Origin of the sequence: Paracoccus sp. P2, from assembly GCF_046335115.1 — a bacterium.
GTDB classification, from domain to species: Bacteria; Pseudomonadota; Alphaproteobacteria; order Rhodobacterales; family Rhodobacteraceae; genus Paracoccus; species Paracoccus pantotrophus.
Genome location: NZ_JBGOSN010000001.1, coordinates 23,267 through 48,280, shown reverse-complemented (window position 1 = coordinate 48,280; position 25,014 = coordinate 23,267). Strand labels below are relative to the sequence as shown.

Genomic DNA, 25,014 nt, shown 5'->3' with positions numbered 1-25,014 from the left:
CCCCCCCCCCCCCCGCGGCCCTGCACCACCACCTGCGCGGCGCGGTCGGTCTCGGGTTTCAGCAGCACCGGGTTCATGTGGACCGAGGGCGCCAGCCCCGCCGCCCGCGCCTGCAGCGCCTGCGCCCGGCCGATCTCGCCCCCGTCCGGGGTCACGGCGGCATTGTTCGACATGTTCTGCGGCTTGAAGGGCGCGACATTGATCCCGCGCCGCAGCGCCGCCCGGCACAGCCCCGCCACCAGCAGGGATTTTCCCACATTCGACCCGGTCCCCTGGATCATCAACGCGCCCATGCCCGCCCCCGCTTGCCAATCCGCGCCTTGGTGACTAGATAGGCGCGTCGCTGAATGAAAGGCCCCGTGGTGGAAAACGTCGTTCTTACCGTGCATCTGATCCTCGCCGTGCTGCTGATCGGGGTGGTGCTGTTGCAGCGGTCCGAAGGCGGCGGCCTTGGCATGGGCGGCGGCGGAGGCGGCGTCATGACCGGCCGCCAGGCGGCCAATGCGCTGTCGCGCCTGACTTGGATCTTCGCCATCGGCTTCATCATCACCTCGATGACGCTGACCCTGATCGCCGCGCAGAACGCCTCCAGCGGCTCGATCGTGGACCAGCTGAACCTGGGCGGCACCCAGCAGGCCCCGGCGACCAGCCTGCCCGGCATCGGCGACTATACCCCGCCGCCCGGCGCGGGCCAGCCCGTGGTTCCGGGCGCCGGCCAGCCGGTGGCGCCGCCGGCCCCCGCAACGGCTCCCGCGGCCGAAACCCCGGCCCAGGCGCCCGCTGCGCCCGCCGAAGACAGCAGCGCGCCCGCGACCGCGCCGGTGACGCCGCCTGCTGCCGGGGAACCCGCGCAGGAAAGCCCGGCACCGGCCAACAACTGACACCAGAACTTGGGGGCGCATCCGGCGCCCCTTACAACAACTTGCGGTCCGTTGCGGCCACGGGACAAATCGGATATGACTCGAGTCCCGTGAAACCGCCCAGATTCGGGCCGCGATCTCTTATTGGATTACTCACGGGGGCCCCTCGATGGCGCGTTACATCTTCATCACCGGCGGCGTGGTTTCTTCGCTCGGCAAGGGGCTGGCCTCGGCGGCGCTGGGGGCGCTGTTGCAGGCGCGCGGCTTCACCGTCCGGCTGCGCAAGCTCGACCCCTATCTGAACGTCGATCCGGGCACCATGAGCCCCTTCGAGCATGGCGAGGTCTTCGTGACCGACGACGGTGCCGAGACCGACCTGGACCTGGGCCATTACGAGCGTTTCACCGGCGTCTCGGCGCGCAAGACCGACTCGGTTTCGTCGGGGCGGATCTATTCCAACGTGCTGGAAAAGGAGCGCCGCGGCGCCTATCTGGGCAAGACCATCCAGGTCATTCCCCACGTCACCAACGAGATCAAGGACTTCCTGGCCGTGGGCGAGGCCGAGGTCGATTTCATGCTTTGCGAGATCGGCGGCACGGTGGGCGATATCGAGGGGCTGCCCTTCTTCGAGGCGATCCGGCAATTCGCCCAGGAACGCCCGCGCGGGCAATGCATCTTCGTGCATCTGACGCTGCTGCCCTGGTTGGCCGCAAGCGGCGAACTGAAGACCAAGCCGACCCAGCATTCGGTCAAGGAACTGCGCTCGATCGGCATCGCCCCGGACGTGCTGGTCTGCCGCAGCGAGCAGCCGATCCCGGAAAAGGAACGCGCCAAGATCGCGCTGTTCTGCAACGTCCGCCCCGATGCGGTGATCCCGGCCTATGACCTGAAGTCGATCTACGAGGCGCCCTTGGCCTATCACCGCGCCGGCCTGGACCAGGCGGTGCTGGACGCCTTCCAGATCAGCCCCGCGCCGCGTCCCGACCTGACGCGCTGGGAGGATGTCATGGACCGGCTGGAGAATGCCGAGGGCCAGGTCCGCATCGCCGTGGTCGGCAAATATACCCAGCTGGAAGACGCCTACAAATCCATCGCCGAGGCGCTGACCCATGGCGGCATGGCCAATCGCGTCCGCGTGCGTGCCGATTGGGTGGACAGCGAGAAGCTGGAGGGCGAAGGCGCGCATCTCTTGGACGGCTATAACGGCATCATCGTGCCCGGCGGCTTCGGCGAGCGCGGTACCGAGGGCATGGTGGCCGCGGCGAAATACGCGCGCGAGAAGAAGGTGCCCTATCTGGGCATCTGCCTGGGCATGCAGATGGCGGTGATCGAGGCGGCCAGGAACCTGGCCGGCATGCCCGACGCCGGCTCCGAGGAGTTCGACCACGAGGCCGGCAAGACCCGCTTCACCCCGGTCGTCTATCACCTCAAGGAATGGGTGCAGGGCAATTACACCGTGCAGCGCAAGCTGACCGACGACAAGGGCGGCACCATGCGGCTGGGCGCCTATACGGCGGTGCTGACGCCGGGCTCGAAGATCTCGGAAGTCTATGACGGCGCGCTGGAGATCGAGGACCGCCACCGCCACCGCTACGAGGTGGATGCGAAATACCGCGACCAGCTGGAGGCGGCGGGGCTGTGCTTTTCCGGCATGTCGCCGGACGGGCGGCTGCCGGAAGTGGTGGAATATCGCGACCATCCCTGGTTCATCGGCGTGCAGTCGCATCCCGAGCTGAAGTCGAAGCCGTTCCAGCCCGCGCCGCTGTTCGCCGGCTTCGTCCGCGCCGCGATGGAAAACGAGCGGCTGGTCTGAACCGCCGCGCCGCGCCATAGTGTCGGAACCAGACGAAACGGTTCCGACATGCGCCTTGCCCCGCTCGCCGCCCTGATGCTTTGCGCCCTGCCTGCGCTGGCGGATGCGCCGCTATTCCTGCTGGACCAGACGCGCCTGCCCTTCGACCTTGGGCCGGGCGCGCCGCAGAACCAGCCCTCGCGGCAGGCGAACTCGCCGCATGCCGCCGCCAATTCGGCGGCAAGCCCGGCCAACAGCGCCTCGCGCTATGCCAATTCGCCGCGCAATCCGGCCAATGAGAAGCGGGTGATCTTCACCGCGGACGGCACGGTCGTCGGCTATTACGCCCCGAACGGCTCGGGCACGCTGAACCTGTTCACCGTGACCGGCAAGCGCGTCGCCTATCGTCCCAGGGGCAGCAAGAGCCTGTTTTCCAGCGACGGGCGCTGGTGCGGCACGGTGGCGGATGCCAGCGGCGGCGGCTTCGCCTTTGGCATCATCCGCGACTGCGCGGCGCTGTTCTGAGGAGCGACACCGGATTGTCACATTGCAAGGCTAGATCGCAGGCAAGCGCAGCAGGAGATCCCCATGCAGGACCAGACGCCCAAGGACTGGCTTGAAGCCGAACTTCAGGACACGCTCGACGAGGATGTCGAGATCGAGATGGAGGATGCGGTCCTGTCCCAGGAGATCGCCCGCATCTATCGCCAGACCCATCCCGACCAGATGCCGCGCGCCGATTATTTCCGCGAGCTGCTGCGGCTTCAGGCCGAACTGATCAAGCTGCAGGACTGGGTGGCCCATCACAAGGAAAAGGTCGTGGTCATCTTCGAGGGCCGCGACAGCGCCGGCAAGGGGGGCGCGATCAAGCGCATCACCCAGCGGCTGAACCCGCGCGTCGCCCGCGTCGTGGCGCTGCCCGCGCCCTCGGACCGCGAAAAGACGCAATGGTATTTCCAGCGCTACGTGCCGCACCTGCCGGCCGGGGGCGAGATCGTGCTGTTCGACCGCAGCTGGTACAACCGTGCCGGGGTCGAGCGAGTCATGGGTTTCGCCACCGAGGACGAAGTCCGGCAATTCTTCGACGACGTGCCCGAGTTCGAGCGCATGCTGGTGCGTTCCGGCATCCGGCTGGTGAAATACTGGTTCTCGATCACCGACGAGGAACAGCAGATGCGCTTCCTGATGCGCATCCACGACCCGCTGAAACAGTGGAAGCTGTCGCCCATGGACCTGCAATCGCGCATCCGCTGGGAGGATTACACCAAAGCCAAGGAAGAGATGTTCGAGCGCACCAACATCCCCGAGGCCCCCTGGTATATCGTGCCCGGCAACGACAAGAAGCGGGCGCGGCTGAACTGCATGGCCCATCTTCTGACCATGATCCCCTATGGCCCGGTGCCGCATGACGAGATCACCCTGCCCGACCGGGTCTTCAACCCCGATTACGAGCGCGAGGTGCTGCCGCCCGAGCTTTACGTGCCGCAACGTTACTAGGGCGGGATCGGGCTTGCGGCGGCGCCCTTGCGCGGCATGATCGGCACGGAACAGCCGCAAGGAACACGCCATGCCCAAAGCCTATTGGATCGGCCATGTCACGGTCGACGACCCCGCCGCATACGAAGCCTATCGCCAGGCCAATGCCGCCGCCTTCGCCAGGTATGGCGCACGTTTCCTGGTGCGCGGCGGTGCGCTCGAGGTGGTCGAGGGCCAGATGCGCCCCCGCGCGGTGGTGATCGAGTTTCCCGATCTGGCAACCGCCCGTGCCTGTTATCACAGCCCGGAATACCAGGCGGCCCTGGCGCTGCGGCGGCCCTGCTCGATCGCCGATCTGGCCATCGTCGAGGGCTGGGAATCTGCCTGACAAATTTGGCGCGGGATATTGTTGCGCCGCGAAAATACCCTAATATCCGGCCATGTTTCGCAATCTTCTGAGCCGTCTTTTCGCCGTCCGCCCTGATTCCCCGCATCTGAGCGGCCAGGATGCCGAGGTCGCCATCGCCTCGCTGCTGGTGCGGCTGGCGCGCACCGACGACCATTACGGCACGGCTGAACGGCAGCGCATCGACCAGGTTCTGGCCCGGCGCCGGGGGCTGGACGCCGCCGAGGCGGCCGAGCGACGCGCCGCAGCCGAGATGATCGAGGCCGAGGCGCCCGACACCGTCCGCTTCACCCGCATCATCAAGGAGCGCGTGGAACTGCAGGAGCGCCAGGAGATCGTCGCCGCCCTGTGGGAGATCGCCTATGCCGACGGGGCCCGCAGCGCCGACGAGGAATCGCTGGTGCGGCTGGTGGCCGGGCTTCTGGGCGTGAACGACCGCGATTCGGCCTTGGCGCGGCAAAGGGCGCTGGACGATCTGGGGCTGTCGGGCAAGTGAACGCGCAGCCCCGCCCCGGCCCGCCTGTGCCGCCCCCCGCGCCGGCGATCCATGCCTGCGCCCTGCCTGGAAGGCCAGTGACGAAAACATTGCAATCGCGCAGCAAATATCGCCTCATATTCCCATGAGCCAGACAGAACCGACCATGGCCGCGCCCGTCACGGCCCCCGATCCTGCCGCAGATCCGACCGCAGATCCGACCCGCGTGCCGGTGATAGAAATCCGCGATCTGCACAAGGCCTATGGCCCGCTCCAGGTCATCCGGGGCGTCAGCCTGACGGCGCCGCGCGGCCATGTCATCAGCCTGATCGGCTCGTCCGGTTCGGGCAAGTCGACGCTCTTGCGCTGCTGCAACCTGCTCGAGGACAGCCAGCAGGGCGAGATTCTGTTCGAAGGCGAGGCGGTGAAATGGCGCGGCACCGGACTGGCCCGCGTGCCTGCCGACCGGGCGCAGGTGACGCGGCTGCGCACCAACCTGTCCATGGTGTTCCAGCAGTTCAACCTGTGGTCGCACATGACCATCCTGCAAAACGTCATGGAGGCGCCGGTCCATGTGCTGAAGCGCAACCCGGCCCAGGTCGAGGCGCGGGCCCGCGAATTGCTGGCCAAGGTCGGCATCGGCGACAAGGCCGATGCCTGGCCGGCGCAGCTGTCGGGCGGCCAGCAGCAGCGCGCCGCCATCGCCCGCGCGCTGTGCATGGAGCCCAGGGCGCTGCTGCTGGACGAACCGACCAGCGCGCTCGACCCCGAATTGCAGCAGGAGGTGGTGCGCGTCATCAAGGATCTGGCGGCCGAGCATCGCACCATGCTGCTGGTCACCCATGACATGCGGCTGGCGGCCGATGTCAGCGATCACGTCGTCTTCCTGCATCAGGGCCGGATCGAGGAAGAGGGACCGCCGGCGCAGCTTTTCGGCGCGCCGCGGTCCGAGCGGCTGCGCCAGTTCCTGAGCGCCACCATGGCCGAATGAAAGAACCGACAGGAGAGCAAGGACATGAAGAAACTGACGCTTGCAGCCGCAGCCTTGGCGCTGACCGCGGGCATGGGCATGGCGCAAACGGTGCGCATCGCCACCGAGGGCGCCTATCCTCCCTACAATTTCATCAACGACCAGGGCCAGGTCGCCGGCTTCGAGGTCGATCTGGGCAACGAACTGTGCCAGCGGGCCGAGTTGCAATGCACCTGGGTCAAGAACGACTGGGATTCGATCATCCCGAACCTGGTCTCGTCGAACTATGACGCGATCATGGCGGCGATGAGCATCAACGAGGAACGCAAGCAGGTCATCGCCTTCACCGAGGATTACCTGCCGCCGGCGCCGTCCTCCTATGTCGCGCTGGACGAGGGCGCGAACCTGGAGACCGGCATCGTCGCGGTCCAGACCGGCACGGTCCAGGCCTCCCATATCGCCGACACCCAGGCCACGATGCTGGAATACCCGAATATCGACCAGGTCTTCGCCGCCGTCCGCAATGGCGAGGCCGATGCGGCCTTCGGCGATCACGAAGTCATGCGCCCCTTTGTCGAGGACAGCGACGACCTGATCCTCGTCGGCGAGCAGGTCCACCTGGACGAGGGCATCGGCATCGGCGTGCGCCAGTCCGACAACGAGTTGCGCGAAAAGCTGAACGGGGCGATCGCCGCGATGAAGCAGGACGGCAGCCTGAACGCGCTGATCAAGACGCATTTCGGCGAGGACGCGCAGACCTACGAATGACCTGATGCCGCCGCGGCACCGGCCGCGGCGGCCAAACCGGCGGCATGATGTTTTCCCATTGCACCGACCCCTCTGCCCTGGACGGGCTTGCCTGGTTGTCATACTATCTGACGACCGGCAACCACATGCTGTTCTATGCCAGCTTCGGCACGGTGCTGCTGCTGCTGGCCATCACCGCGCCGGCGGCGCTGATCTTCGGCTTCGGCGGGGCCATGGCCTCGCGCTCGCGCATCGCGGGGGTGCGCTGGTTCGGCCGCATCTATACCTCGATGGTGCGCGGCGTGCCCGACATCATCTTCTTCCTGTTCGTGCCCATCGCGCTGGACCAGGGTTTCGAATGGCTGCGCTCGCGCGTCTATTGCGACCCCTCGGTGCCGGTGCGGCAGGGCAATGAGTTCATCGTCTGCGCCGCCGCCAAGCTGCCGCTTTCGACCTCGCCGGAATGGGTACACCAGGCCTATGGCATCTTCCTGGCGGTGATCGCCTTTGCCGTGGTCTTCGGCGCCTTCGCCGCCAATGTGCTGCATGGCGCGATGAACGCCGTGCCGAAGGCGCAGCTGGAAACCGCCGAGGCCTATGGCATGAGCCCGCGCCAGGTGAACCGGCGCATCCTGATCCCGCAGATGTGGACCTATGCCCTGCCCGGCCTGGCGAACCTGTGGATGATCCTCATCAAGGCCACGCCGCTGCTGTTCGTGCTGGGGGTCGAGGACATCGTCTATTGGGCGCGCGAGCTGGGCGGGGCCAAGACCCGCGCCTATGCCTATCCGCATCCCGACTGGCGGCTTTACTATTTCCTGGCCATCCTGGCCTTCTACCTGCTGATGACCTGGGGCTCGGAACGGATCTTCGACCGCATCCGGACCAGGCTGTCGCGCGGCCAGGCCACCGCCGCCGGCGAGGCGATGCGAAAGGCCGCGACATGAACCAATGCCTGCAAACCATCCAGGATTACGGCCTGCGCGCGCTCGGCCTGGGCGAAAGGCTGCTGCCGCGCAGCGGCTTTACGCTGTGCGAGCAGGTCACGCTGATCGGCTCGGGCCTGATCTGGAACATCTATTTCGCCGCGCTGGCGCTGTTCTTCGGCTTTTTCCTGGCCAATGCGCTGGCCGTGGCGAAGGCCAGCCGCAACCCCTGGGCCAGGAAGCCCGCCGAGTGGTTCATCTTCCTGTTCCGCGGCAGCCCGCTGTTCATCCAGTTCTTCCTGGCCTACGAGATGCTGGTGCAGCTGCCGCGCGCCGGCATCGACGTGCTGGGCATCACCGTGCAGACCAGCTGGATGACCCGCGCCTGGGCCGGGGCGCTGCTGGTCCTGATGCTGAACACCGCCGCCTATTCGGCCGAGATCTTCTACGGCGCGCTGCGCAACCTGCCCAAGGGCGAGCTCGAGGCCGCCGATGCCTATGGCATGGCCGGCTGGACCCGCTGGCGCCGGGTGGTCTGGCCCACCGCGATGCGGCTTGCCTGGCCCGCCTATACCAACGAGGCGATCTTCCTGTTCCACGCCACGACGCTGGTGTTCTTTTCCGGCTTCCCGGCCTTCCAGCAGCGGGGCGACGCGCTCTACTACGCCAATTATTTCGCCGACAAGACCTTCAACCCCTTCATCGCCTATCCGATCGTGGCGGGCTATTTCGTGCTGCTGACCATCGGTCTGATCGCGCTGTTCGGCATGGTGAACCGCCGGCTGAACCGCCACCTTCCCGGCGCGGCGAAGAAGATCCGTTACAGGCCCAATCTCATCAGGTGATCCATGGACTGGCTGCGCGAGCATCCCGACGTCAAGACCATCCGCATCGCGGCCGCCGACCTCAACGGCGTGGCGCGCGGCAAGCGGGTTCCGGCACGCTTTGCCGACAAGATCCTGACCGAGGGCACGAAATTCCCCTTCTCGGTCCTGAACATGGACATCTGGGGCGAGGATATCGAGGACAGCCCGCTGGTTTTCCAGGCCGGCGACCCCGACGGGCTCTTGCTGCCGACCGAACGCGGCTTCATGCCCATGCCCTGGCTGGAAGCGCCGACCGGCCTCTTGCCGATCTGGATGTTCCACCTGGACGGCCGCCCCTATGAGGGCGATCCGCGTCAGGCGCTGGCCCGCGTGGTCGAACGCTACCAGGCCGTGGGCCTGACCCCGGTGGTGGCGACCGAGCTGGAGTTCTTCCTGATCGACGATTCGGGCGGGCAGCTGCGCGTGCCGCCCAGCCCGCGTTCGGGCAAGCGCCGCACCGGGGCGGAAACCCTGTCCCTGCGCGCGCTCGACGCCTTCGACCGTTTCTTCACCGCGCTCTACGACGCCTGCGAGGCGATGGACATCCCCGCCGACACGGCGATCTCGGAAGCCGCGCCGGGCCAGTTCGAAATCAACCTGATGCACCAACCCGACCCGCTGAAGGCCGCCGACGACGCCTGGCTCTTCAAGCTGCTGGTCAAGGGGCTGGCGCGGCGCTACGGCTTTGCCGGCTCGTTCATGGCCAAGCCCTACGAGGCATGGAACGGCTCTGGCATGCACATGCATTTCTCGGTGCTGGACCGGCAGGGCCGCAACGTCTTCGACAATGGCGGCGACGAGGGTTCGGACGTGCTGCGCCATGCCGTCGCCGGCTGCCTTGCCGCCATGCCCGGCTCGACCTTGCTCTTTGCCCCGCATGAGAACAGCTACGACCGGCTGGTGCCGAACGCCCATGCCCCCACCGGCATCGGCTGGGCCTATGAAAACCGCACCTCGGCCATCCGCATTCCCTCCTCCGGGCCCAAGGCGCGGCGGATCGAGCATCGGGTGGCGGGCGGCGACGTGAACCCCTACCTGACCGTCGCCGCGGTGCTGGGCTCGGCGCTGAACGGCATCGAGGACAAGGCCGAGCCGCCGCCGCCGATTCAGGGCAATGCCTATGAGCAAGGGTTGGAGCAACTTCCCGGCAGCTGGGGCGCGGCCATCGACGCCTTCGAAACCTCGCCCGAGATCCGGCGCATCTTCCCCGCGCATCTGATCGAGAATTTCGTCATGACCAAGCGGCAGGAACTGCATTACATGGCCGAGCTTTCCGACGAGGAAACCGTCGAGCTTTACCTCGACACGGTCTGACCCGGCGCGGGCGGCTCAGGCCGCCAGCACCCCGGCCAGCGAGTTCGGCGCGCTATGGGTGATGCGCACCCGCACCAGGTCGCCGACCTTGGCCTGGGGCGCCTCGACAAAGACCGCGTGCAGATAGTCCGACTTGCCGACCATCTGGCCGGGATTGCGGCCGGGCTTTTCGAACAGCACGCCCAGCTCGCGCCCGACCATGCCCTCCTGCGCGGCCTTCTGCTGGCTGGTCAGCAACGCCTGCAATTCCTGCAGGCGCGCATCGGCCACGGCACCCTCGACCTCCGGCCGCTCATAGGCCGGGGTGCCGGGGCGCGGCGAATACTTGAAGCTGAAGGCGGTGCCGAAATTCACCGCCCGCACCAGCTCCAGCGTGTCCTGGTGGTCCCGGTCGGTCTCGCCGGGAAAGCCGACGATGAAATCGCTGGTCAGCATGATGTCGGGCCGCGCCGCGCGGATGCGCTCGATCAGCCTCAGATACTGGTCCACCGTATGCTTACGGTTCATCGCCTTCAGGATGCGGTCCGAACCCGACTGCACCGGCAGGTGCAGATAGGGCATCAGCTTCGGCTCGTCGCGATGCGCGGCGATCAGGTCGTCGGCCATGTCATTGGGATGGCTGGTGGTATAGCGGATGCGGTCCAGCCCGTCGATTTCCGCGATCGCCCGGATCAGCCGGCCGAATCCCCATTCCGCCCCGCCGGGCCCCTCGCCATGCCAGCCATTGACGTTCTGGCCCAGCAGCGTGATCTCGCGCACGCCGCGCCCGACCAGGTCGCGCGCCTCGGCCAGGATGCGCGAGACCGGGCGCGACACCTCGGCCCCGCGGGTATAGGGCACCACGCAAAAGGCGCAGAACTTGTCGCAACCCTCCTGCACGGTCAGGAAGGCGGCCGGCGCGCGCCTGGTGGCGGCGGGCTTCGGCAAATGCTCGAACTTGTCCTCGGCCGGGAACTCGGTATCGACCCCGCCGCCCGCGCGCACCATGGCCGGCAGCCGGTGATAGGCTTGCGGCCCCACCACCAGGTCGACGATGGGCATGCGACGCTGGATCTCGCCGCCCTCGGCCTGGGCGACGCAGCCGGCGACGCCGATCTTCAGGTCGGGCTTCTCCGCCTTCAAGGGCTTCAGCCGGCCGAGGTCGGAATAAAGCTTCTCGGCCGCCTTTTCCCGGATATGGCAGGTGTTCAGCAGCACCATGTCGGCGTCCGACTGGTTCTCGGTCAGGACATAGCCCTCGGCACCCATGGCCTCGGCCATGCGCTGGCTGTCATAGACGTTCATCTGGCAGCCATAGGTCTTGATGAAAAGCTTCTTCACCGCCGGGGCGGGCTTGCTGGCTGGGTCACTCATGCCGTGCTGTCCTTGGGATCGAGGCCTGATACAGGAAAACGCCCGGCTTGGAAAGGCCGGCCGCCATGACGCCCGGCGCGCGGCTTCTTCGTTCCCCAAATACCCGAATCCGGCCTCAAAGCCGGTAGATGGCCGAGAATTTCTCTTCCAGGTAGTCCAGAAGCGGCCCCTCCCCGACATCGGCCCCGGTCGCCTGCCCGATCAGTTCGCGCGGCGGGTAAAGTCCGCCATGGCGCTGGACGTTCTCGCGCAGCCATTCGACCGCCGGGTCGGCCTCGCCGCGCGCCAAAGCCTCGTCCAGGTCCGGCACCGCGGCGCGCAGCGCGGCATGCAGGCAGCCGGCATAGACGTTCCCCAGCGCATAGGTCGGGAAATAGCCGAACAGCCCCACCGCCCAATGCACGTCCTGCAAGACGCCATTGGCCGGCCGGTCCACCGCCACGCCGAAATCGCGCAGGAATCGGGTATTCCAGGCCTCGACCAGGTCTTCGACATCCAGCCGCCCGGCGATCAGGTCGCGCTCCAGGTCAAAGCGCAGCATGATGTGCAGATTGTATTGCACCTCGTCGGCCTCGGTGCGGATGAAGCCGGGCGTCACGCGGTTCACGGTGCCGTAGAAGGCATCGGCATCGGGCAGGGACAGCCCGCCGAAGGCGTCCGACATGCGCCGGTAGAGCCAGCCGGTAAAGGCGCGGCTGCGGCCCAGTTGGTTTTCATAGATGCGGCTCTGGCTTTCATGCGCGCCCATCGAGACGCCGCGGCCCAGCGGCGTGAAGGCATAATCGCTGTCGATGCCCAGCTCATAGCTGGAATGCCCGACCTCGTGGATGGTCGAGTAAAGGCAGTTGAACGGGTCGGTCTCGACCACCCGCGTGGTGATGCGGCTGTCCTGCCAGCGCCCGGAACTGAAGGGATGCACGGCGATGTCCATGCGCCCGCGCGTCCAGTCATAGCCGAAGGCGGTGGCGCAGGTCCGCGCCAGGCGCAGCTGCGTCTCTTGCGGGAAATGCCCGATCAGCGGCTCGGGCTGGAACGCGGCGCCCAGCACGTCCTCGCGCAGCGCCACCAGCCGCGGCCGCATGGCATCGAAAAGCCGCGCGATCTCGGCCTGGGTTATGCCCGGCTCGTAATCGTCCAGCAGCGCGTCGTAAAGATCGCCGCCATCGGCCAGGGCCGAGGCCTCCTCGCGCTTCAGCATCAGGATGTCGTTCAGCGCCGGCAGGAAATCCTCGGGCGCGTCCTTGGCACGGGCATCGGCCCAGATGCCCTGCGCCAGCGAGGTCTGCCGCGCCAGTTCCGTCGCCAGCCGCGACGGGATGCGCGAGGCGCGGCGATAATCGCGCGCGATCAGTTCGATGACGCGGGCGTCCTCGGCATCCTCGGGCTCGGCCTGGTCCAGCCATTCGCCCAGGCGGGGATCGGTACGGCGCTCGTGCAGCACCGCTTCCATCGCCGCCATTTCCTCGGCGCGCTGCTCGACGGCGCCCCGCGGCATCACGGTTTCCTGGTCCCAGGCCAGCCGCTCGGCGACCGAGGACAGCGCCTCGGTCTGGCGCTGGAAGGCGAGAAGATCGTCGAAGGCGCTCATCGGACTGTTCCCCGGACCGAAGTTTCGATTGGATAGCGCGCATGGTGCCGCGCGCGCAGGATCAGCGTGAACAGTGCCACGGCACCGATCTGATGCGCCAGTGCCAAAGCCAGCGGCGAGGCGTGCAGCACGTTCATGATGCCCAGAAACACCTGCACGGCCAGGGCGACCAGCATCGCGGCATAGGCGCCGCGCGTCACCGGATGCGGCGAGCGCCGGGCGCGCAGGAACACCACCACGGCAAAGATTGCCAGCAGATAGGCCACCATGCGGTGGATGAACTGTACCAGAGCCGGGTTTTCGAAGAAGTTGCGCCAGCCCAGCGCCGCGTCCCAGATCTCGGCCGGGATCCATTCGCCGCCCATGGTCGGCCAGCCGGTATACATGCGCCCGGCATCGATCCCCGCCACCAGCGCCCCCAGCAGGATCTGGACGAAGGCCAGGTGCATCAGCCCGGTGGTCATCGAGAAGAGCTTGCCCTCGCCCGCCCGGCGGGCGCGCAGCAGCGCCGCCTCGGATCGCGACAGCGCCAGCACCTGCCAGGCGATCAGGCCCAGGATGGCAAAGGCCAGCCCCAGATGCGTGGCCAGCCGGTAAGAGGCCACCCGCACCATCTCGCCCGACAGGCCGGAATGCACCATCCACCAGCCGATCGCCCCCTGGGCGCCGCCCAGCACGCCCAGCAACAGCAGCCGCGGCACCCAGCCCGCGGGGATGCGCTTCGTCGCCAGGAAAAAGACGAAGCCCGCCGCCCAGACCAGCCCCACCAGCCGCCCCAGCAGCCTGTGCGACCATTCCCACCAGTAGATGCGCTTGAAGCTTGCCAGGTCCATGTCGGAATTGACCAGCTGGAACTGCGGGATCTGCCGGTATTTGTCGAACTCGGCCTGCCAGGTGGCGCCATCCATCGGCGGGATCGCCCCGGTCACCGGCTTCCATTCGGTGATCGACAGGCCCGAGCCGGTCAGCCGCGTCGCGCCGCCCAGCGCGATCATCGCCGCGACCATGACGAACAGCACGATCAGCCAGATGCGGATCGCGCCGCGCGCGCCCTTGGGACCGACGTCGATCATGCCGCCGGCGGGCGGCGTGCTGCGGGGGGTGGTCTCGGTGACTTCCTGAAAGACGGGACGTCTTGCCATGTCAGCTTCCTTCTCGATCGGGCGCGACCTTGGCCCGCCCGCGCCCGGAAATCAATCAGCCGCGACGGATCAACTGCCGCAGCATGCCGTGAAAGATGCGCGTGTCGGCGCGGGTCAGCGGCAGGCGCGACCACAGGTTGCGCAGCGTCAGCTTCATCGCCGGCGCCTTCTCGGGCGGAAAGAAGAAGCCGGCTTCGGCCAGCCGCTCTTCCCAGTGATCGGCCAGCCGCTCGATCTCCAGCCGCGTCGCGGGCGCCTCGCCATCGGGGCGGCGGCCCTGCGGGGCAGGCTCGGGCGGCAGGCTGTCGCGGGCCCATTCATAGCCGGCCAGCAGCACCGCCTGCGCCAGGTTCAGCGAGGGGAAATCGGGATTGACCGGCACGGTGATGATGGCATTGGCGCGCGCCACGTCCTCGTTCTCCAGCCCAGCGCGCTCGGGCCCGAAGATCACCGCGACCCGGCCGCCCTGCGCAACCCGCGCGCGGGCATCGGCCATGGCCGTGGCCGGGGTCAGCACCGGCTTGGTCAGCTCGCGCCCGCGCGCGGTGGTGGCATAGGCATAATCCACATCCGCCATGGCCTCGGCCAGCGTCGCGAAAACCCGCGCCCGGTCCAGCACGCGGCCAGCGGCACCCGAGGCCATGGCCACGGCCCTGGGATTGGGCCAGCCGTCGCGCGGCGCCACCAGGCGCATGTCGGTCAGGCCGAAATTCAGCATGGCGCGCGCGGCCGCGCCGATGTTTTCGCCCATCTGCGGGCGGACAAGGATGATCGCCGGTTCCATGGCCGCGGCCATATCCTTCCGCAGACCCACTGGCAAGGCGCGCGGCACTGCGCTATCTGCTGGCGAACCACGAGGGATGACAGCGCCATGACAGACCAGCCCAATACGCCGCAACTCTACCTGATCGCCCCGGTCGGCGCGGCCGCCTCGACGCTGGGCCCGATGCTGGCCGAGGTCATGGACCGCTTTCCCATCGCCTGCCTGCGCATCCCCGGCGCCGGCACCGAGGAGGAGCTGGGCCGCATCGCGGATCTCGCGCGCGAGATCGCCCATGCCCGCGACGTGGCGGTGGTGATCGAGGACCATGTCCAGCTGGCGCAGCGCCACGGGCTCGACGGCGTGCACCTGACCAATGGCGCGCGCGGGGTGCGCCATGCCCGCAAGGAACTGGGCCAGGACGCCATCGTCGGCACGTTCTGCGGCGCCTCGCGCCATGACGGCATGAACGCGGCCGAGGCCGGGGCGGATTATGTCAGCTTCGGCCCCTGCGGCGCCACGGCGCTCGGCCATGGCGAGACCGCGCCGCTGGACCTGTTCCAATGGTGGTCCGAGATGATCGAGATCCCGGTGGTCGCCGAGGGCGCCCTGACCCCGGCGCTGATCGGCCAGCTGGCCCCGCTGACCGATTTCATCGCCCTGGGGGCAGAGATCTGGTCGGAACCGGATCCGGCCGAAGCCCTGGGGGTTCTCTGGCGCTGAAGGTGCCGGTGGCAGCTCTTGCCGGGGGTATTTGAAGAACAGAGAAGACGACTGGCTCGGACTGGACCGCACCGTCGGTAGAGGCGCGACGGCCGGCCTTCTCTGTTTTTCAAATACCCCGGCGGCGCTGCAGCCGGCGATGCGTCAGCCCTCTTGCGCAGCGCCATGCCGCGGCCTAAAGCCTTGCCATGACCCAGCATCAGCGCCTTCTCATCATCGATTTCGGCTCCCAGGTCACGCAGCTGATTGCGCGCCGCCTGCGCGAGCTGAACGTCTATTGCGAAATCCACCCGTTCAACGCGGTCGATGACGCCTTCCTGAAAGACTTCGCCCCGCAGGCCGTGATCCTGTCGGGCGGGCCGGCCTCGGTCACGCAGCCGGATTCGCCGCGCGCGCCGCAGGGGCTTTTCGGCATGGGGGTGCCGGTCTTCGGCATCTGCTATGGCCAGCAGGTGATGATGGAGCAGCTGGGCGGCCGGGTCGAATCGGGCCACCACGCCGAATACGGCCGCGCTTTCATCGCCCCGGCCGAGGGGCACCGGGGCGACGGCATCTTCGCCGGCCTGTTCGACACCGGCCGCGAGGAAGTCTGGATGAGCCATGGCGACCGGGTGACGCAGCTTGCGCCGGGTTTCGAGGTCATCGGCACCTCGCCCAATGCCCCCTTCGCCATGATCGCGGACGAGGCGCGCCGGTTCTTCGCCGTGCAGTTCCACCCCGAGGTGCATCACACCCCGAACGGCCGGACCATGCTGGAGAACTTCGTCCGCATGGCCGGCTTTACCGGCGACTGGACCATGGCCTCCTATCGCCAGGAGGCGATCCGCAAGATCCGCGAGCAGGTGGGCGACAAGCGCGTTATCTGCGGGCTGTCGGGCGGCGTCGACAGTTCGGTCGCCGCGGTGCTGATCCACGAGGCGATCGGCGACCAGCTGACCTGCGTCTTCGTCGATCACGGGCTTCTGCGGCTGAACGAGGCCGAGGAAGTCGTGACCATGTTCCGCGACAACTACAACATCCCGCTGATTCATGCCGACGAGGCCGACCTGTTCATCGGCGCGCTGGAGGGCGTCAGCGACCCCGAGGTCAAGCGCAAGACCATCGGCAAGCTCTTCATCGACGTGTTCCAGAAATATGCGAGCGGGATCGAGGGCGCGGAATACCTGGCCCAGGGCACGCTTTACCCGGACGTGATCGAATCGGTCAGCTTCTCGGGCGGCCCCTCGGTCACGATCAAGAGCCACCACAATGTCGGCGGCCTGCCCGAGAAGATGGGGCTGAAGCTGGTCGAGCCCTTGCGCGAGCTTTTCAAGGACGAGGTCCGCGCGCTCGGCCGCGAACTGGGCCTGCCGGAAAAATTCATCGGCCGCCATCCCTTCCCCGGCCCCGGCCTTGCCATCCGCTGTCCGGGCGAGATCACCCGCGACAAGCTGGACATCCTGCGCAAGGCGGACGCGGTCTTCATCGACCAGATCCGCAAGCACGGGCTTTATGACGAGATCTGGCAGGCCTTCGTCGCCATCCTGCCGGTGCGCACCGTTGGCGTCATGGGCGACGGGCGCACCTATGACTATGCCTGCGCCCTGCGCGCGGTGACCTCGGTCGATGGCATGACAGCGGATTACTATCCCTTCAGCCACCAGTTCCTGGGCGAGACCGCGACGCGGATCATCAACGAGGTCAAGGGCATCAACCGCTGCACCTATGACATCACCTCGAAGCCGCCGGGCACCATCGAGTGGGAATGACCCCGAGGGGCGGCCGCTGCGCCGCCCTTTTCGTTTCAGGGGCCGCATCCGGCGCAAGGCGCGGCTTTGCAAATTGACAAGGACGGCGCAATGCCGCCCGATAAGGTTATCGCTGCTAACGGTTCCGGCCGCGGGAAGCCGCCGTCGTCCATCGTTGCGGCCTGTTCACGACGAGGATCTTGCCATGAGTTGCGCCTGCGGACAGAACCACAACCACACACCCCCGCCCATCCTGGGCGGCGAGGAGATCCCCCTGGAGAAACCGCTGGTCTCGCTGACCGGCCGGCTGATCTGCAAGGATGCGGCCCAGATGATGCTGGCCATGGAGTTGCTGACCGAGCATGTGGCGCTGAGCCGGGCCGAACCCGGCAACCTGCGTTTCGACCTGTGGCAGTCCGAGGATCCGCTGGTCTGGGAACTGAACGAGCTTTACGCCGATGACGAGGCTTTCGCCGCGCATCGCGCCCGGCTGGAACATAGCCGCTGGGCCCGCGAGAGCCAAGGCATCGGGCGCGATTTCACCCGCAGCGATCCCTTGCCGCGCATCCGGGCCGAGCGGGCGCATGACCGCGCCGCGGTGTCCGACCTGCTGGTGCGCGCCTTCGACGGCCCGGCCGAGGCGCGGCTGGTGGACAGCCTGCGCGAGGCCGGCGACCTTGCGCTGGCACTGGTGGCCGAGGCCGCGGGCACGGTGATCGGCCATGTCGCCCTGTCGCCGCTGGCAGCCGAGGGGCCGGCCCTGGCGCTGGCGCCGCTGGCGGTGCATCCCGCCGTGCAGTCGCGCGGCATCGGCACGGCGCTGGTTCGCGCCGCGCTCGCCGCATTCGGCGACCATACCATCGTGGTGCTGGGCGATCCGGCCTATTACCGCCGCTTCGGCTTTGCGCCGGCCGAACTGGCGTCGCCCTATGCCGGGCCGCATCTGATGGCGCTGGGGCCGCGGCTGCCCGCGGGCAGCCGCATCGCCCACGCCCCGGCCTTCGCCGGGGTCTGAGCCGGCTCAGCCTTCGGCCGGGGGCGGCGGCTCGGCTTGCGGCAACCGCAGCCGCACGCGCTTGACCCGGCGCGGATCGGCGTCGACGATCTCGAACTCGGCGCCGCTTTCATGCGGGATCACCTCGCCGCGCACCGGCACCCGGCCGGTCAGCATGAAGATCAGCCCGCCCAGCGTGTCGATCTCCTCCTCCTCCTCGTCGGTGGCCAGGCGCAGGCCGGTCTGGGCCTCGACATCCTCCAGCGCGGCACGGGCCTGGATCAGCCATTGGCCGGGCTGTTCCTGGATGACCAGGCCGCCCTCGATCTCGTCATGCTCATCCTCGATCTCGCCGATGACCTGCTCGATCAGATCCTCGATGGTGACGAGCCCGTCCACGCCGCCATATTCGTCGATCACCAGCGCCATGTGGATGCGCTTTTGCTGCATCTGCTGGAGCAGAACGCCGATCGGCATCGAGGGCGGCACGTAAAGCAGTGGCCGCAGCATCGGACGCAGCGCGAACTTGACCGGCACCCTGGCGCCGAAGCCGTATTTCAGCGCCAGATCCTTCAGGTGGATCAGCCCCAGCGGGCTGTCCAGCGTGCCGCGAAACACCGGGATGCGGGAAAAGCCGTGTTCGCGGAACATCTCGACCAGGTCGGGCAGCGTGGCCGTGACCGGCGCAGCGACGATCTCGGCCTTGGGCACGGCCACGTCGTCGACGCGCATCCGCCGCAGGTTGACCATCCCCGGAACGCCCGCCGTCGGGGCGGCCGGCCCCCTGTCGCGGGCCTCGGCGCCGGCCGGCTCGGCTTCGCCGCCGCCGAAGGCGCCCAGGATACGCCCCAGAAAGCCGCGCGATTGCGGCAGGTCACGCCCGTCCCCGCCTGTGCCATCCGCCCATGAGGCGGGTTCGGCGGAGACGGGCGTGTCGGGACTTCGGTCGTTGGTCATGTCTCGTGTTCCAGGTAAGGGTCGGGGATGCCCAGCTTGCCCAGGATCGAGCGTTCGGCATCCTCCATGGTTTCGGCATCCGCGTCGTCGATATGGTCATAGCCCGCAAGATGCAGCATGGCATGGACCAGCAGATGCATGGCATGGTCGGCGAAGGGCTTGCCCTGCGCCTCGGCCTCGCGCAGGCAGGTGTCGTAGGAAATGGCGATATCGCCCAGCTCCTCGACGCGGGGCGGTTCGGGAGGGGCGCCGGGCCGGCGCGCATCGAATTCGACCGCGGGCCAGCTCAGCACGTTGGTCGGCTTGGGCTTGCCGCGGAACTCGGCGTTCAGCGCGGCGATGCGGGCATCGTCGCACCCCATGACGACGATCTGGAACGCGCCCAGATCCAGCCATTCGCCCACCGCGCGGGCCGCCCGCTCGGCCATGGCGGGCAGGCCGGCATCCTCCCAGCGGTCGTCCTCCAGCACGATGTCGACGATTTCCAGCGCCTCCTCGGGCGCATCGGCCTTGTCAGGCATCGCCCTGCCTCCCTGAAGCCAGCCGCGGCTCGCGTCGCGGGATGCGCTGGCCACGCTCGTCGAAGACCTCGCCGCGGGCCAGCGCCGCCTCGGCCTCGGCGTCATAGGCCTCGATGATGCGGGCGACCAGCGAATGGCGCACCACGTCCCTGGCGGTGAAATAGCTGAAGCTGATGCCCTTGATGTCCTTGAGGATCTTTTCCGCCTCGACCAGGCCGGAATGCACGCCGCGCGGCAGGTCGATCTGGGTGCGGTCGCCGGTCACGACCATGCGCGAGCCCTCGCCCAGCCGGGTCAGGAACATCTTCATCTGCATGGTGGTGGCGTTCTGCGCCTCGTCCAGCACCACGAAGCTGTTCGACAGCGTGCGGCCGCGCATGAAGGCCAGGGGCGCGATCTCGATGCGCTTTTCCTCCATCAGCTTCTGCACCTGCTTGGCGGGCAGGAAGTCGTTCAGAGCGTCATAGAGCGGCTGCATGTAGGGATCGACCTTTTCCTTCATGTCGCCGGGCAGGAAGCCCAGCCGCTCGCCGGCCTCGACGGCGGGGCGCGACAGGATGATGCGATCCACATGGCCGCCGATCAGCATGGTCACGCCCACGGCGACCGCAAGATAGGTCTTGCCGGTGCCGGCCGGGCCGATGCCGAAGGCCAGTTCGTTGGCGAAAAGCGCGCGAACATAGTCCTTTTGCGCATCGGTGCGCGGCTCGACGGTCTTCTTGCGGGTGCGCAGCTCGATGGGACCGGTCTGGAACATTTCCAGCTGCTCGGCCGGGCTCGGGCCCTCGGTGACGGTCTCGGCGCCCATACGCAGGGCCGCCTCGACCTCGGCCATCTCGACCGGGCGGCCCTGCTCCAGCCGGGCGTAAAGCGCGCGCAGCACCTGCGCCGCCTCGGCCTGGGCCTCGACGGGGCCGACAACGGACAGAAGGTTGCCGCGTCGCAGGATATGCACCTTCAGCGCCTCCTCGATCCGCGCGAGGTAGCGGTCATGCGGGCCGCAGAGATCGATCAGCAGCCGGTTGTCGTGAAATTCCAGCAGGGTTTCGCCGGGGGTCGCGGTCGCGGGATGCGTAGGGGTCAGACCCAAATTCGTCTCCGAGGTGGGGTTCTCAGTAACTCATGGTTGCAACTGAGCGGGATTCGCACAAGGGGGGCGGCCCCGCAGTTTCGGATTTGCCGTCGATTCGGCGAAAAAACGGACATCACGGCTGCGGACCACGCGCCATGGGCCGGGCGCGCCCTGCGACGAAATCACGCAGGTAATCGTCCTCGGCCGCGTCCATTTCGGCCACCGTGCCCTGCCAGCGCATCCGCCCGCGATCCAGCAGCGCCACCCGGTCGGCGATGGCGCGCACCGAACTCATGTCATGGGTGATGGTGATGGCGGTGGCGCCGGTCTCGTCGACGATGCCGCGGATCAGGGCATTGATCGCCGCGGCGCGGATCGGATCGAGCCCCGTGGTCGGCTCGTCGAAGAAAATCACCTCGGGATCGGCGGCGATGGCGCGGGCCAGCCCGGCGCGCTTGCGCATCCCGCCCGAGAGTTCCGCCGGGTAAAGATCCGCCACCTCGGGGCCAAGGCCGACGCGGGCCAGCTTTTCCACGGCGATGGCGCGGGCGCGCGCCCTGGGCATGGTCCGCAGCAGGCGAAAGGCGACGTTGCGCCAGACCGGCAGGCTGTCGAACAGCGCCGCGTTCTGGAACAGCATGCCGAAATGCTCCATGAACGCGCCCCGCTGCCCGGCCAGCGGCCGGCCCTGCCACAGGATCTCGCCCGCATCGGGCGTCTCCAGCCCCAGGATGCAGCGCAGGAGCACCGATTTCCCGGTGCCCGAGCCGCCGATCACCACCAGGCTTTCGCCCGTGGCCAGGTCCAGATCCACCCCGTCCAGCACCCGCTTGGCGCCATAGGCTTTGCAAAGGCCGCGCACCCCCAGCATCAGAAGAACAGCCCCGTCAGTGCGAAATTCGCGGCCAGGATGCCGACCGAGGCGGCGACCACGGCATTGGTCGTCGCCCGCCCGACGCCCGCGGCCCCGCCCGCCGCCGTCATGCCGAACCAGCAGCCCGACAGCGCCACGATCAGCCCGAAGACCGCGCCCTTCAAGAGGCCCGAGACCACGTCCCAGCTTTCCAGATAGGCCCAGGAATTGGACAGGTAGATGGCCGAGTTGAACCCCAGCGCGTTCACCCCGATCAGCCAGCCGCCCATGATGCCGATCACGTCGCCCACGCCGACCAGCACCGGCACGCAGAGCAGCGCCGCCCAGAGCCGGGGCGAGACCAGCCAGCCCATGGGATCGGTCGAAAGCGTCACCAGCGCGTCGATTTGCTCGGTCACGCGCATGGTGCCGAGTTCCGCCGCGATGGCGCTGGCGACGCGGGCCGCCACCATCAGCCCGCCCAGGACCGGGCCCAGTTCGCGCGCCATGCCGATGGCGACGATGGCCGGGACCACGTCGCCGGCCTGAAAGCGTTCGCCCCCGGAATGGATCTGCAGGGCCAGCGCCGCGCCGGTGAACAGCGCCGTCAGCCCGACCACCGGCAGGGACAGCCAGCCGATCTGCATGACCTGCCGCGCCAGTTCCGCCGGATGCTGCCCGATGCCGGCCAGGCCGCGCAGGGCAAAGAGCGTCACCCGTCCCGTCATCCGGGTCAGGCCGATCATCGCCCTGCCGGTCAGCCGGATCGGGTTCACAGCCAGCGACGCTCGTAGCGCCGGCCCAGCGAGGTCAGGATTTCATAGCCGATGGTGCCCGACAGCGCCGCCAGGGCGTCGACGCCCTGCCGCGCGTTCAGGATCTCCAGCGCCGCCGGCACGTCGGGCAGGTCGGTCACGTCGACGGTGATCAGGTCCATCGAGATGCGGCCGATCACCGGACAGGCATGCTCGCCGGCCCAGAGGCTCAGCTTGCCGTCCCGCGCCAGGGCCCGCGCCAGCCCGTCGGCATAGCCCGCCGCCACCGTCGCCACCCGCGAAGGCCGCTCGGCCGTCCAGGCATAGCCGTAGCCCACGGATTCGCCGGGGCGCACCTCGCGCACCTGGATCACCGGCAAGCCCAGCGTGACCACCGGCTGCGCATCGCCAAAGGGCTCGCCGCCGTAAAGCCCGATGCCGGGTCGCACCAGGTCGAAATGATAGTCCGGCCCCAGCAGGATGCCCCCCGTCGCCGCCAGCGAGCGCGGCACGGCCACGCCCTCGGTCATGGCGCGGAAGGCGGCGAGTTGCTGGGCATTCGCCGCATGGTCCGGCTCGTCGGCGCAGGCCAGGTGCGACATGATCAGCGCCGGATCGGCGGCCAGCGCCTCGGCCCGGATGGCGGCCCATTCGCCGGGCTCGATGCCCAGCCGGTTCATGCCGCTGTCCAGCTGGATGCCGAAAGGCCCGCGCGGCCGCAGCGCCCGGTCGCGGAAGAACTGCTCGGGGCTGTTCAACAGCGGGATCAGCCCGGCCAGGTCGGCGCCCTCCATATGGCCCGACAGCACGAAGATGCGCGCATCCTCGGGCAGAAGCGGCCGGATCGCCTGCCCCTCCGAGGCCAGCGCGACGAAGAAATCCCGCGCCCCGGCCGCGTAAAGCGCCGGCGCCACGCGATCCGCGCCCAGCCCATAGGCGTCGGCCTTGACCACCGCCGCCGCCCGCGCGCCCGCAGCCTTGGCCGCAAGCGCCTTCCAATTGGCCACGACGGCCGCAAGATCAATGACGAGTCCCATGGCAGCGGCATGGCTCTTGCCCCGGCCCGCGTCAAGGGTTTTAGCAATTTTGCTATTTGCAGCGAAATTATCTAGCATATTTTGCAAATTTTCGCCTTTCCGCTTCCCGCATCCGCAGCAAGCCGGTAGTTTGCCGCAAACCCAAAGGGAGACGGCTCATGAAGGACATCCTCGGCGAACTGGAATCGCGCCGCCGCGATGCGCGGCTGGGCGGCGGGCAGCGGCGCATCGACGCGCAGCACGCCCGCGGCAAGCTGACCGCGCGCGAGCGGCTCGAGCTGTTGCTGGACGAAGGGTCGTTCGAGGAATTCGACATGTTCGTCCGCCACCGCTCGACCGATTTCGGCATGGAGGAGGACCGTCCCTATGGCGACGGCGTCGTCACCGGCTGGGGCACGATCAACGGCCGCATGGTCTATGTGTTTTCGCAGGACTTCACCGTCTTCGGCGGCTCGCTGTCGGAAACCCATGCGCAGAAGATCTGCAAGATCATGGACATGGCGGTGCAGAACGGCGCCCCGGTGATCGGGCTGAACGATTCCGGCGGCGCGCGCATCCAGGAAGGCGTCGCCAGCCTCGCCGGCTATGCCGACGTGTTCCAGCGCAACATCATGGCCTCGGGCGTGGTGCCGCAGATCAGCGTCATCATGGGCCCCTGCGCCGGCGGCGCGGTCTATTCGCCGGCGATGACCGACTTCATCTTCATGGTCAAGGACACCAGCTACATGTTCGTGACCGGCCCGGACGTGGTCAAGACGGTGACGAACGAGGTGGTGACGGCCGAGCAGCTGGGCGGCGCCTCGACCCATACGAAGAAAAGCTCGGTCGCCGACGGCGCCTTCGAAAACGATGTCGAGGCCATGTCGGAAATCCGCCGGCTGGTCGATTTCCTGCCGCTGAACAACCGCGAGAAGGCGCCGACCCGGCCGTTCTTCGACGACCCGGCCCGCGTCGAGCCCAGCCTCGACACCCTGATCCCCGACAACCCGAACCAGCCCTATGACATGAAGGAACTGATCCTGAAGGTCGCGGACGAGGGCGATTTCTACGAGATCCAGAAGGATTTCGCCGCCAACATCATCACCGGCTTCATCCGTATCGAGGGCCAGACCGTCGGCGTCGTCGCCAACCAGCCGATGGTGCTGGCCGGCTGCCTCGACATCGACTCGAGCCGCAAGGCCGCGCGCTTCGTGCGCTTCTGCGACGCCTTCGAGATCCCGATCCTGACCTTCGTCGACGTGCCGGGCTTCCTGCCGGGCACCGGGCAGGAATATGGCGGCGTCATCAAGCATGGCGCCAAGCTGCTGTTCGCCTATGGCGAGGCGACGGTGCCGAAGGTCACGGTCATCACCCGCAAGGCCTATGGCGGCGCCTATGACGTCATGGCCTCGAAACACCTGCGCGGCGATTTCAACTATGCCTGGCCCACGGCGGAAATCGCGGTGATGGGCGCCAAGGGCGCGGTCGAGATCCTGTATCGCAGCGAGCTGGGCGATGCCGAAAAGATCGCCTCGCGCACCAAGGATTACGAGGACCGCTTTGCCAATCCCTTCGTCGCCGCCGAGAAGGGCTTCATCGACGAGGTGATCCAGCCGCATTCGACGCGCCGCCGCGTGGCGCGCGCCTTTGCCAGCCTGCGCGGCAAGAAGCTGTCGAACCCCTGGAAGAAGCACGACAACATCCCGCTGTAACTGCGGGAA

25 protein-coding genes and 1 pseudogene are annotated in these 25,014 nt (G+C 67.8%); 15 read left to right on the top strand and 11 right to left on the bottom strand.

Annotation, left to right across the window (positions count from 1 at the left end; genetic code table 11):
- A pseudogene (locus ACDP63_RS00270) lies at positions 1–293 on the bottom strand (AAA family ATPase); the annotation flags it as partial.
- A 54-nt stretch (positions 294–347) separates the two neighbouring features.
- Here ACDP63_RS00270 and secG point away from each other — a divergent pair.
- The 11 genes from secG (at position 348) to ACDP63_RS00215 (ending at position 9,832) form a co-directional block, all read left to right on the top strand.
- Positions 348–881 (top strand): preprotein translocase subunit SecG, encoded by a 534-nt coding sequence (secG, locus tag ACDP63_RS00265; RefSeq protein WP_028709844.1) that lies wholly within the window; start codon positions 348–350, stop codon positions 879–881.
- Between the two features lie 148 nt (positions 882–1,029).
- Complete coding sequence (locus ACDP63_RS00260; RefSeq protein ID WP_024842456.1) at positions 1,030–2,673, top strand: CTP synthase; 1,644 nt, start codon at positions 1,030–1,032, stop codon at positions 2,671–2,673.
- A 48-nt stretch (positions 2,674–2,721) separates the two neighbouring features.
- Complete coding sequence (locus ACDP63_RS00255; protein WP_024842455.1) at positions 2,722–3,177, top strand: hypothetical protein; 456 nt, start codon at positions 2,722–2,724, stop codon at positions 3,175–3,177.
- A 63-nt stretch (positions 3,178–3,240) separates the two neighbouring features.
- Positions 3,241–4,149: a polyphosphate kinase 2 gene (gene ppk2 / locus ACDP63_RS00250; RefSeq protein ID WP_024842454.1), complete on the top strand. Its 909-nt coding sequence runs from the start codon at positions 3,241–3,243 to the stop codon at positions 4,147–4,149.
- A 70-nt stretch (positions 4,150–4,219) separates the two neighbouring features.
- Positions 4,220–4,516, top strand: coding sequence for a DUF1330 domain-containing protein (locus tag ACDP63_RS00245; RefSeq protein WP_024842453.1), 297 nt, complete (start codon positions 4,220–4,222; stop codon positions 4,514–4,516).
- Between the two features lie 52 nt (positions 4,517–4,568).
- Positions 4,569–5,030 carry a TerB family tellurite resistance protein gene (locus ACDP63_RS00240; RefSeq protein WP_024842452.1) on the top strand — a complete coding sequence of 154 codons (462 nt, stop codon included), beginning with the start codon at positions 4,569–4,571 and terminating at the stop codon, positions 5,028–5,030.
- A 145-nt stretch (positions 5,031–5,175) separates the two neighbouring features.
- Complete coding sequence (locus tag ACDP63_RS00235; RefSeq protein ID WP_051419446.1) at positions 5,176–6,000, top strand: ABC transporter ATP-binding protein; 825 nt, start codon at positions 5,176–5,178, stop codon at positions 5,998–6,000.
- 24 nt (positions 6,001–6,024) lie between these two features.
- Positions 6,025–6,747 carry a transporter substrate-binding domain-containing protein gene (locus tag ACDP63_RS00230; RefSeq protein WP_024842450.1) on the top strand — a complete coding sequence of 241 codons (723 nt, stop codon included), beginning with the start codon at positions 6,025–6,027 and terminating at the stop codon, positions 6,745–6,747.
- A 47-nt stretch (positions 6,748–6,794) separates the two neighbouring features.
- Positions 6,795–7,673, top strand: a complete 879-nt coding sequence (locus ACDP63_RS00225) for an ABC transporter permease (protein WP_409927634.1) — start codon at positions 6,795–6,797, stop codon at positions 7,671–7,673.
- A complete protein-coding gene (locus ACDP63_RS00220) occupies positions 7,670–8,497 on the top strand; it encodes an ABC transporter permease (RefSeq protein ID WP_024842448.1) in 828 nt (275 codons plus the stop codon). Before ACDP63_RS00225 ends, ACDP63_RS00220 begins: the two co-directional genes overlap by 4 nt.
- A gap of 3 nt (positions 8,498–8,500) precedes the next feature.
- On the top strand, positions 8,501–9,832 hold the full coding sequence (locus tag ACDP63_RS00215) for a glutamine synthetase family protein (RefSeq protein ID WP_409927616.1): 1,332 nt from the start codon (positions 8,501–8,503) through the stop codon (positions 9,830–9,832).
- Positions 9,833–9,847: 15 nt separating this feature from the next.
- On the opposite strand, the gene miaB is transcribed toward ACDP63_RS00215, so the two are convergent.
- The 4 genes from miaB to ACDP63_RS00195 all read right to left on the bottom strand — a co-directional run bounded on the left by miaB (position 9,848) and on the right by ACDP63_RS00195 (position 14,711).
- On the bottom strand, positions 9,848–11,185 hold the full coding sequence (gene miaB, locus ACDP63_RS00210; RefSeq protein WP_024842446.1) for a tRNA (N6-isopentenyl adenosine(37)-C2)-methylthiotransferase MiaB: 1,338 nt from the start codon (positions 11,183–11,185) through the stop codon (positions 9,848–9,850).
- A 115-nt stretch (positions 11,186–11,300) separates the two neighbouring features.
- Positions 11,301–12,773, bottom strand: a complete 1,473-nt coding sequence (locus tag ACDP63_RS00205) for a carboxypeptidase M32 (protein WP_024842445.1) — start codon at positions 12,771–12,773, stop codon at positions 11,301–11,303.
- A complete protein-coding gene (gene ctaA / locus ACDP63_RS00200; RefSeq protein WP_024842444.1) occupies positions 12,770–13,915 on the bottom strand; it encodes a heme A synthase in 1,146 nt (381 codons plus the stop codon). Before ctaA ends, ACDP63_RS00205 begins: the two co-directional genes overlap by 4 nt.
- Before the next feature lie 55 nt (positions 13,916–13,970).
- The gene (locus tag ACDP63_RS00195; protein ID WP_024842443.1) at positions 13,971–14,711 is read right to left on the bottom strand and encodes an RNA methyltransferase; all 741 of its coding nucleotides are present in this window, start codon (positions 14,709–14,711) and stop codon (positions 13,971–13,973) included.
- Between the two features lie 75 nt (positions 14,712–14,786).
- Here ACDP63_RS00195 and ACDP63_RS00190 point away from each other — a divergent pair, with 75 nt between their 5' ends.
- The 3 genes from ACDP63_RS00190 (at position 14,787) to ACDP63_RS00180 (ending at position 18,140) form a co-directional block, all read left to right on the top strand.
- Positions 14,787–15,398 carry a thiamine phosphate synthase gene (locus ACDP63_RS00190; RefSeq protein ID WP_024842442.1) on the top strand — a complete coding sequence of 204 codons (612 nt, stop codon included), beginning with the start codon at positions 14,787–14,789 and terminating at the stop codon, positions 15,396–15,398.
- Positions 15,399–15,586: 188 nt separating this feature from the next.
- Entirely contained in the window at positions 15,587–17,146 is a 1,560-nt protein-coding gene (gene guaA, locus ACDP63_RS00185; protein ID WP_024842441.1) for a glutamine-hydrolyzing GMP synthase, read from the top strand.
- A 184-nt stretch (positions 17,147–17,330) separates the two neighbouring features.
- The gene (locus ACDP63_RS00180) at positions 17,331–18,140 is read left to right on the top strand and encodes a GNAT family N-acetyltransferase (RefSeq protein WP_028709846.1); all 810 of its coding nucleotides are present in this window, start codon (positions 17,331–17,333) and stop codon (positions 18,138–18,140) included.
- Between the two features lie 6 nt (positions 18,141–18,146).
- On the opposite strand, the gene ACDP63_RS00175 is transcribed toward ACDP63_RS00180, so the two are convergent.
- The 6 genes from ACDP63_RS00175 to alr form a co-directional block, all read right to left on the bottom strand.
- Positions 18,147–19,076, bottom strand: a complete 930-nt coding sequence (locus tag ACDP63_RS00175; protein ID WP_024842439.1) for a CBS domain-containing protein — start codon at positions 19,074–19,076, stop codon at positions 18,147–18,149.
- Positions 19,073–19,597 (bottom strand): rRNA maturation RNase YbeY, encoded by a 525-nt coding sequence (gene ybeY, locus ACDP63_RS00170; protein ID WP_051419432.1) that lies wholly within the window; start codon positions 19,595–19,597, stop codon positions 19,073–19,075. Before ybeY ends, ACDP63_RS00175 begins: the two co-directional genes overlap by 4 nt.
- Positions 19,590–20,687 carry a PhoH family protein gene (locus ACDP63_RS00165; protein ID WP_024842437.1) on the bottom strand — a complete coding sequence of 366 codons (1,098 nt, stop codon included), beginning with the start codon at positions 20,685–20,687 and terminating at the stop codon, positions 19,590–19,592. The genes ybeY and ACDP63_RS00165 overlap by 8 nt, the downstream gene beginning before the upstream one ends.
- 115 nt (positions 20,688–20,802) lie before the next feature.
- Positions 20,803–21,540: an ABC transporter ATP-binding protein gene (locus tag ACDP63_RS00160; protein ID WP_024842436.1), complete on the bottom strand. Its 738-nt coding sequence runs from the start codon at positions 21,538–21,540 to the stop codon at positions 20,803–20,805.
- The gene (locus ACDP63_RS00155; RefSeq protein WP_028709847.1) at positions 21,540–22,298 is read right to left on the bottom strand and encodes an MlaE family ABC transporter permease; all 759 of its coding nucleotides are present in this window, start codon (positions 22,296–22,298) and stop codon (positions 21,540–21,542) included. Before ACDP63_RS00155 ends, ACDP63_RS00160 begins: the two co-directional genes overlap by 1 nt.
- The gene (gene alr / locus ACDP63_RS00150; RefSeq protein WP_024842434.1) at positions 22,295–23,314 is read right to left on the bottom strand and encodes an alanine racemase; all 1,020 of its coding nucleotides are present in this window, start codon (positions 23,312–23,314) and stop codon (positions 22,295–22,297) included. Before alr ends, ACDP63_RS00155 begins: the two co-directional genes overlap by 4 nt.
- Positions 23,315–23,472: 158 nt before the next feature.
- Between alr and ACDP63_RS00145 the strand changes: the two genes are divergently transcribed.
- Positions 23,473–25,005, top strand: coding sequence for an acyl-CoA carboxylase subunit beta (locus tag ACDP63_RS00145; protein WP_024842433.1), 1,533 nt, complete (start codon positions 23,473–23,475; stop codon positions 25,003–25,005).
- The last annotated feature ends 9 nt before the right edge of the window (positions 25,006–25,014 follow it).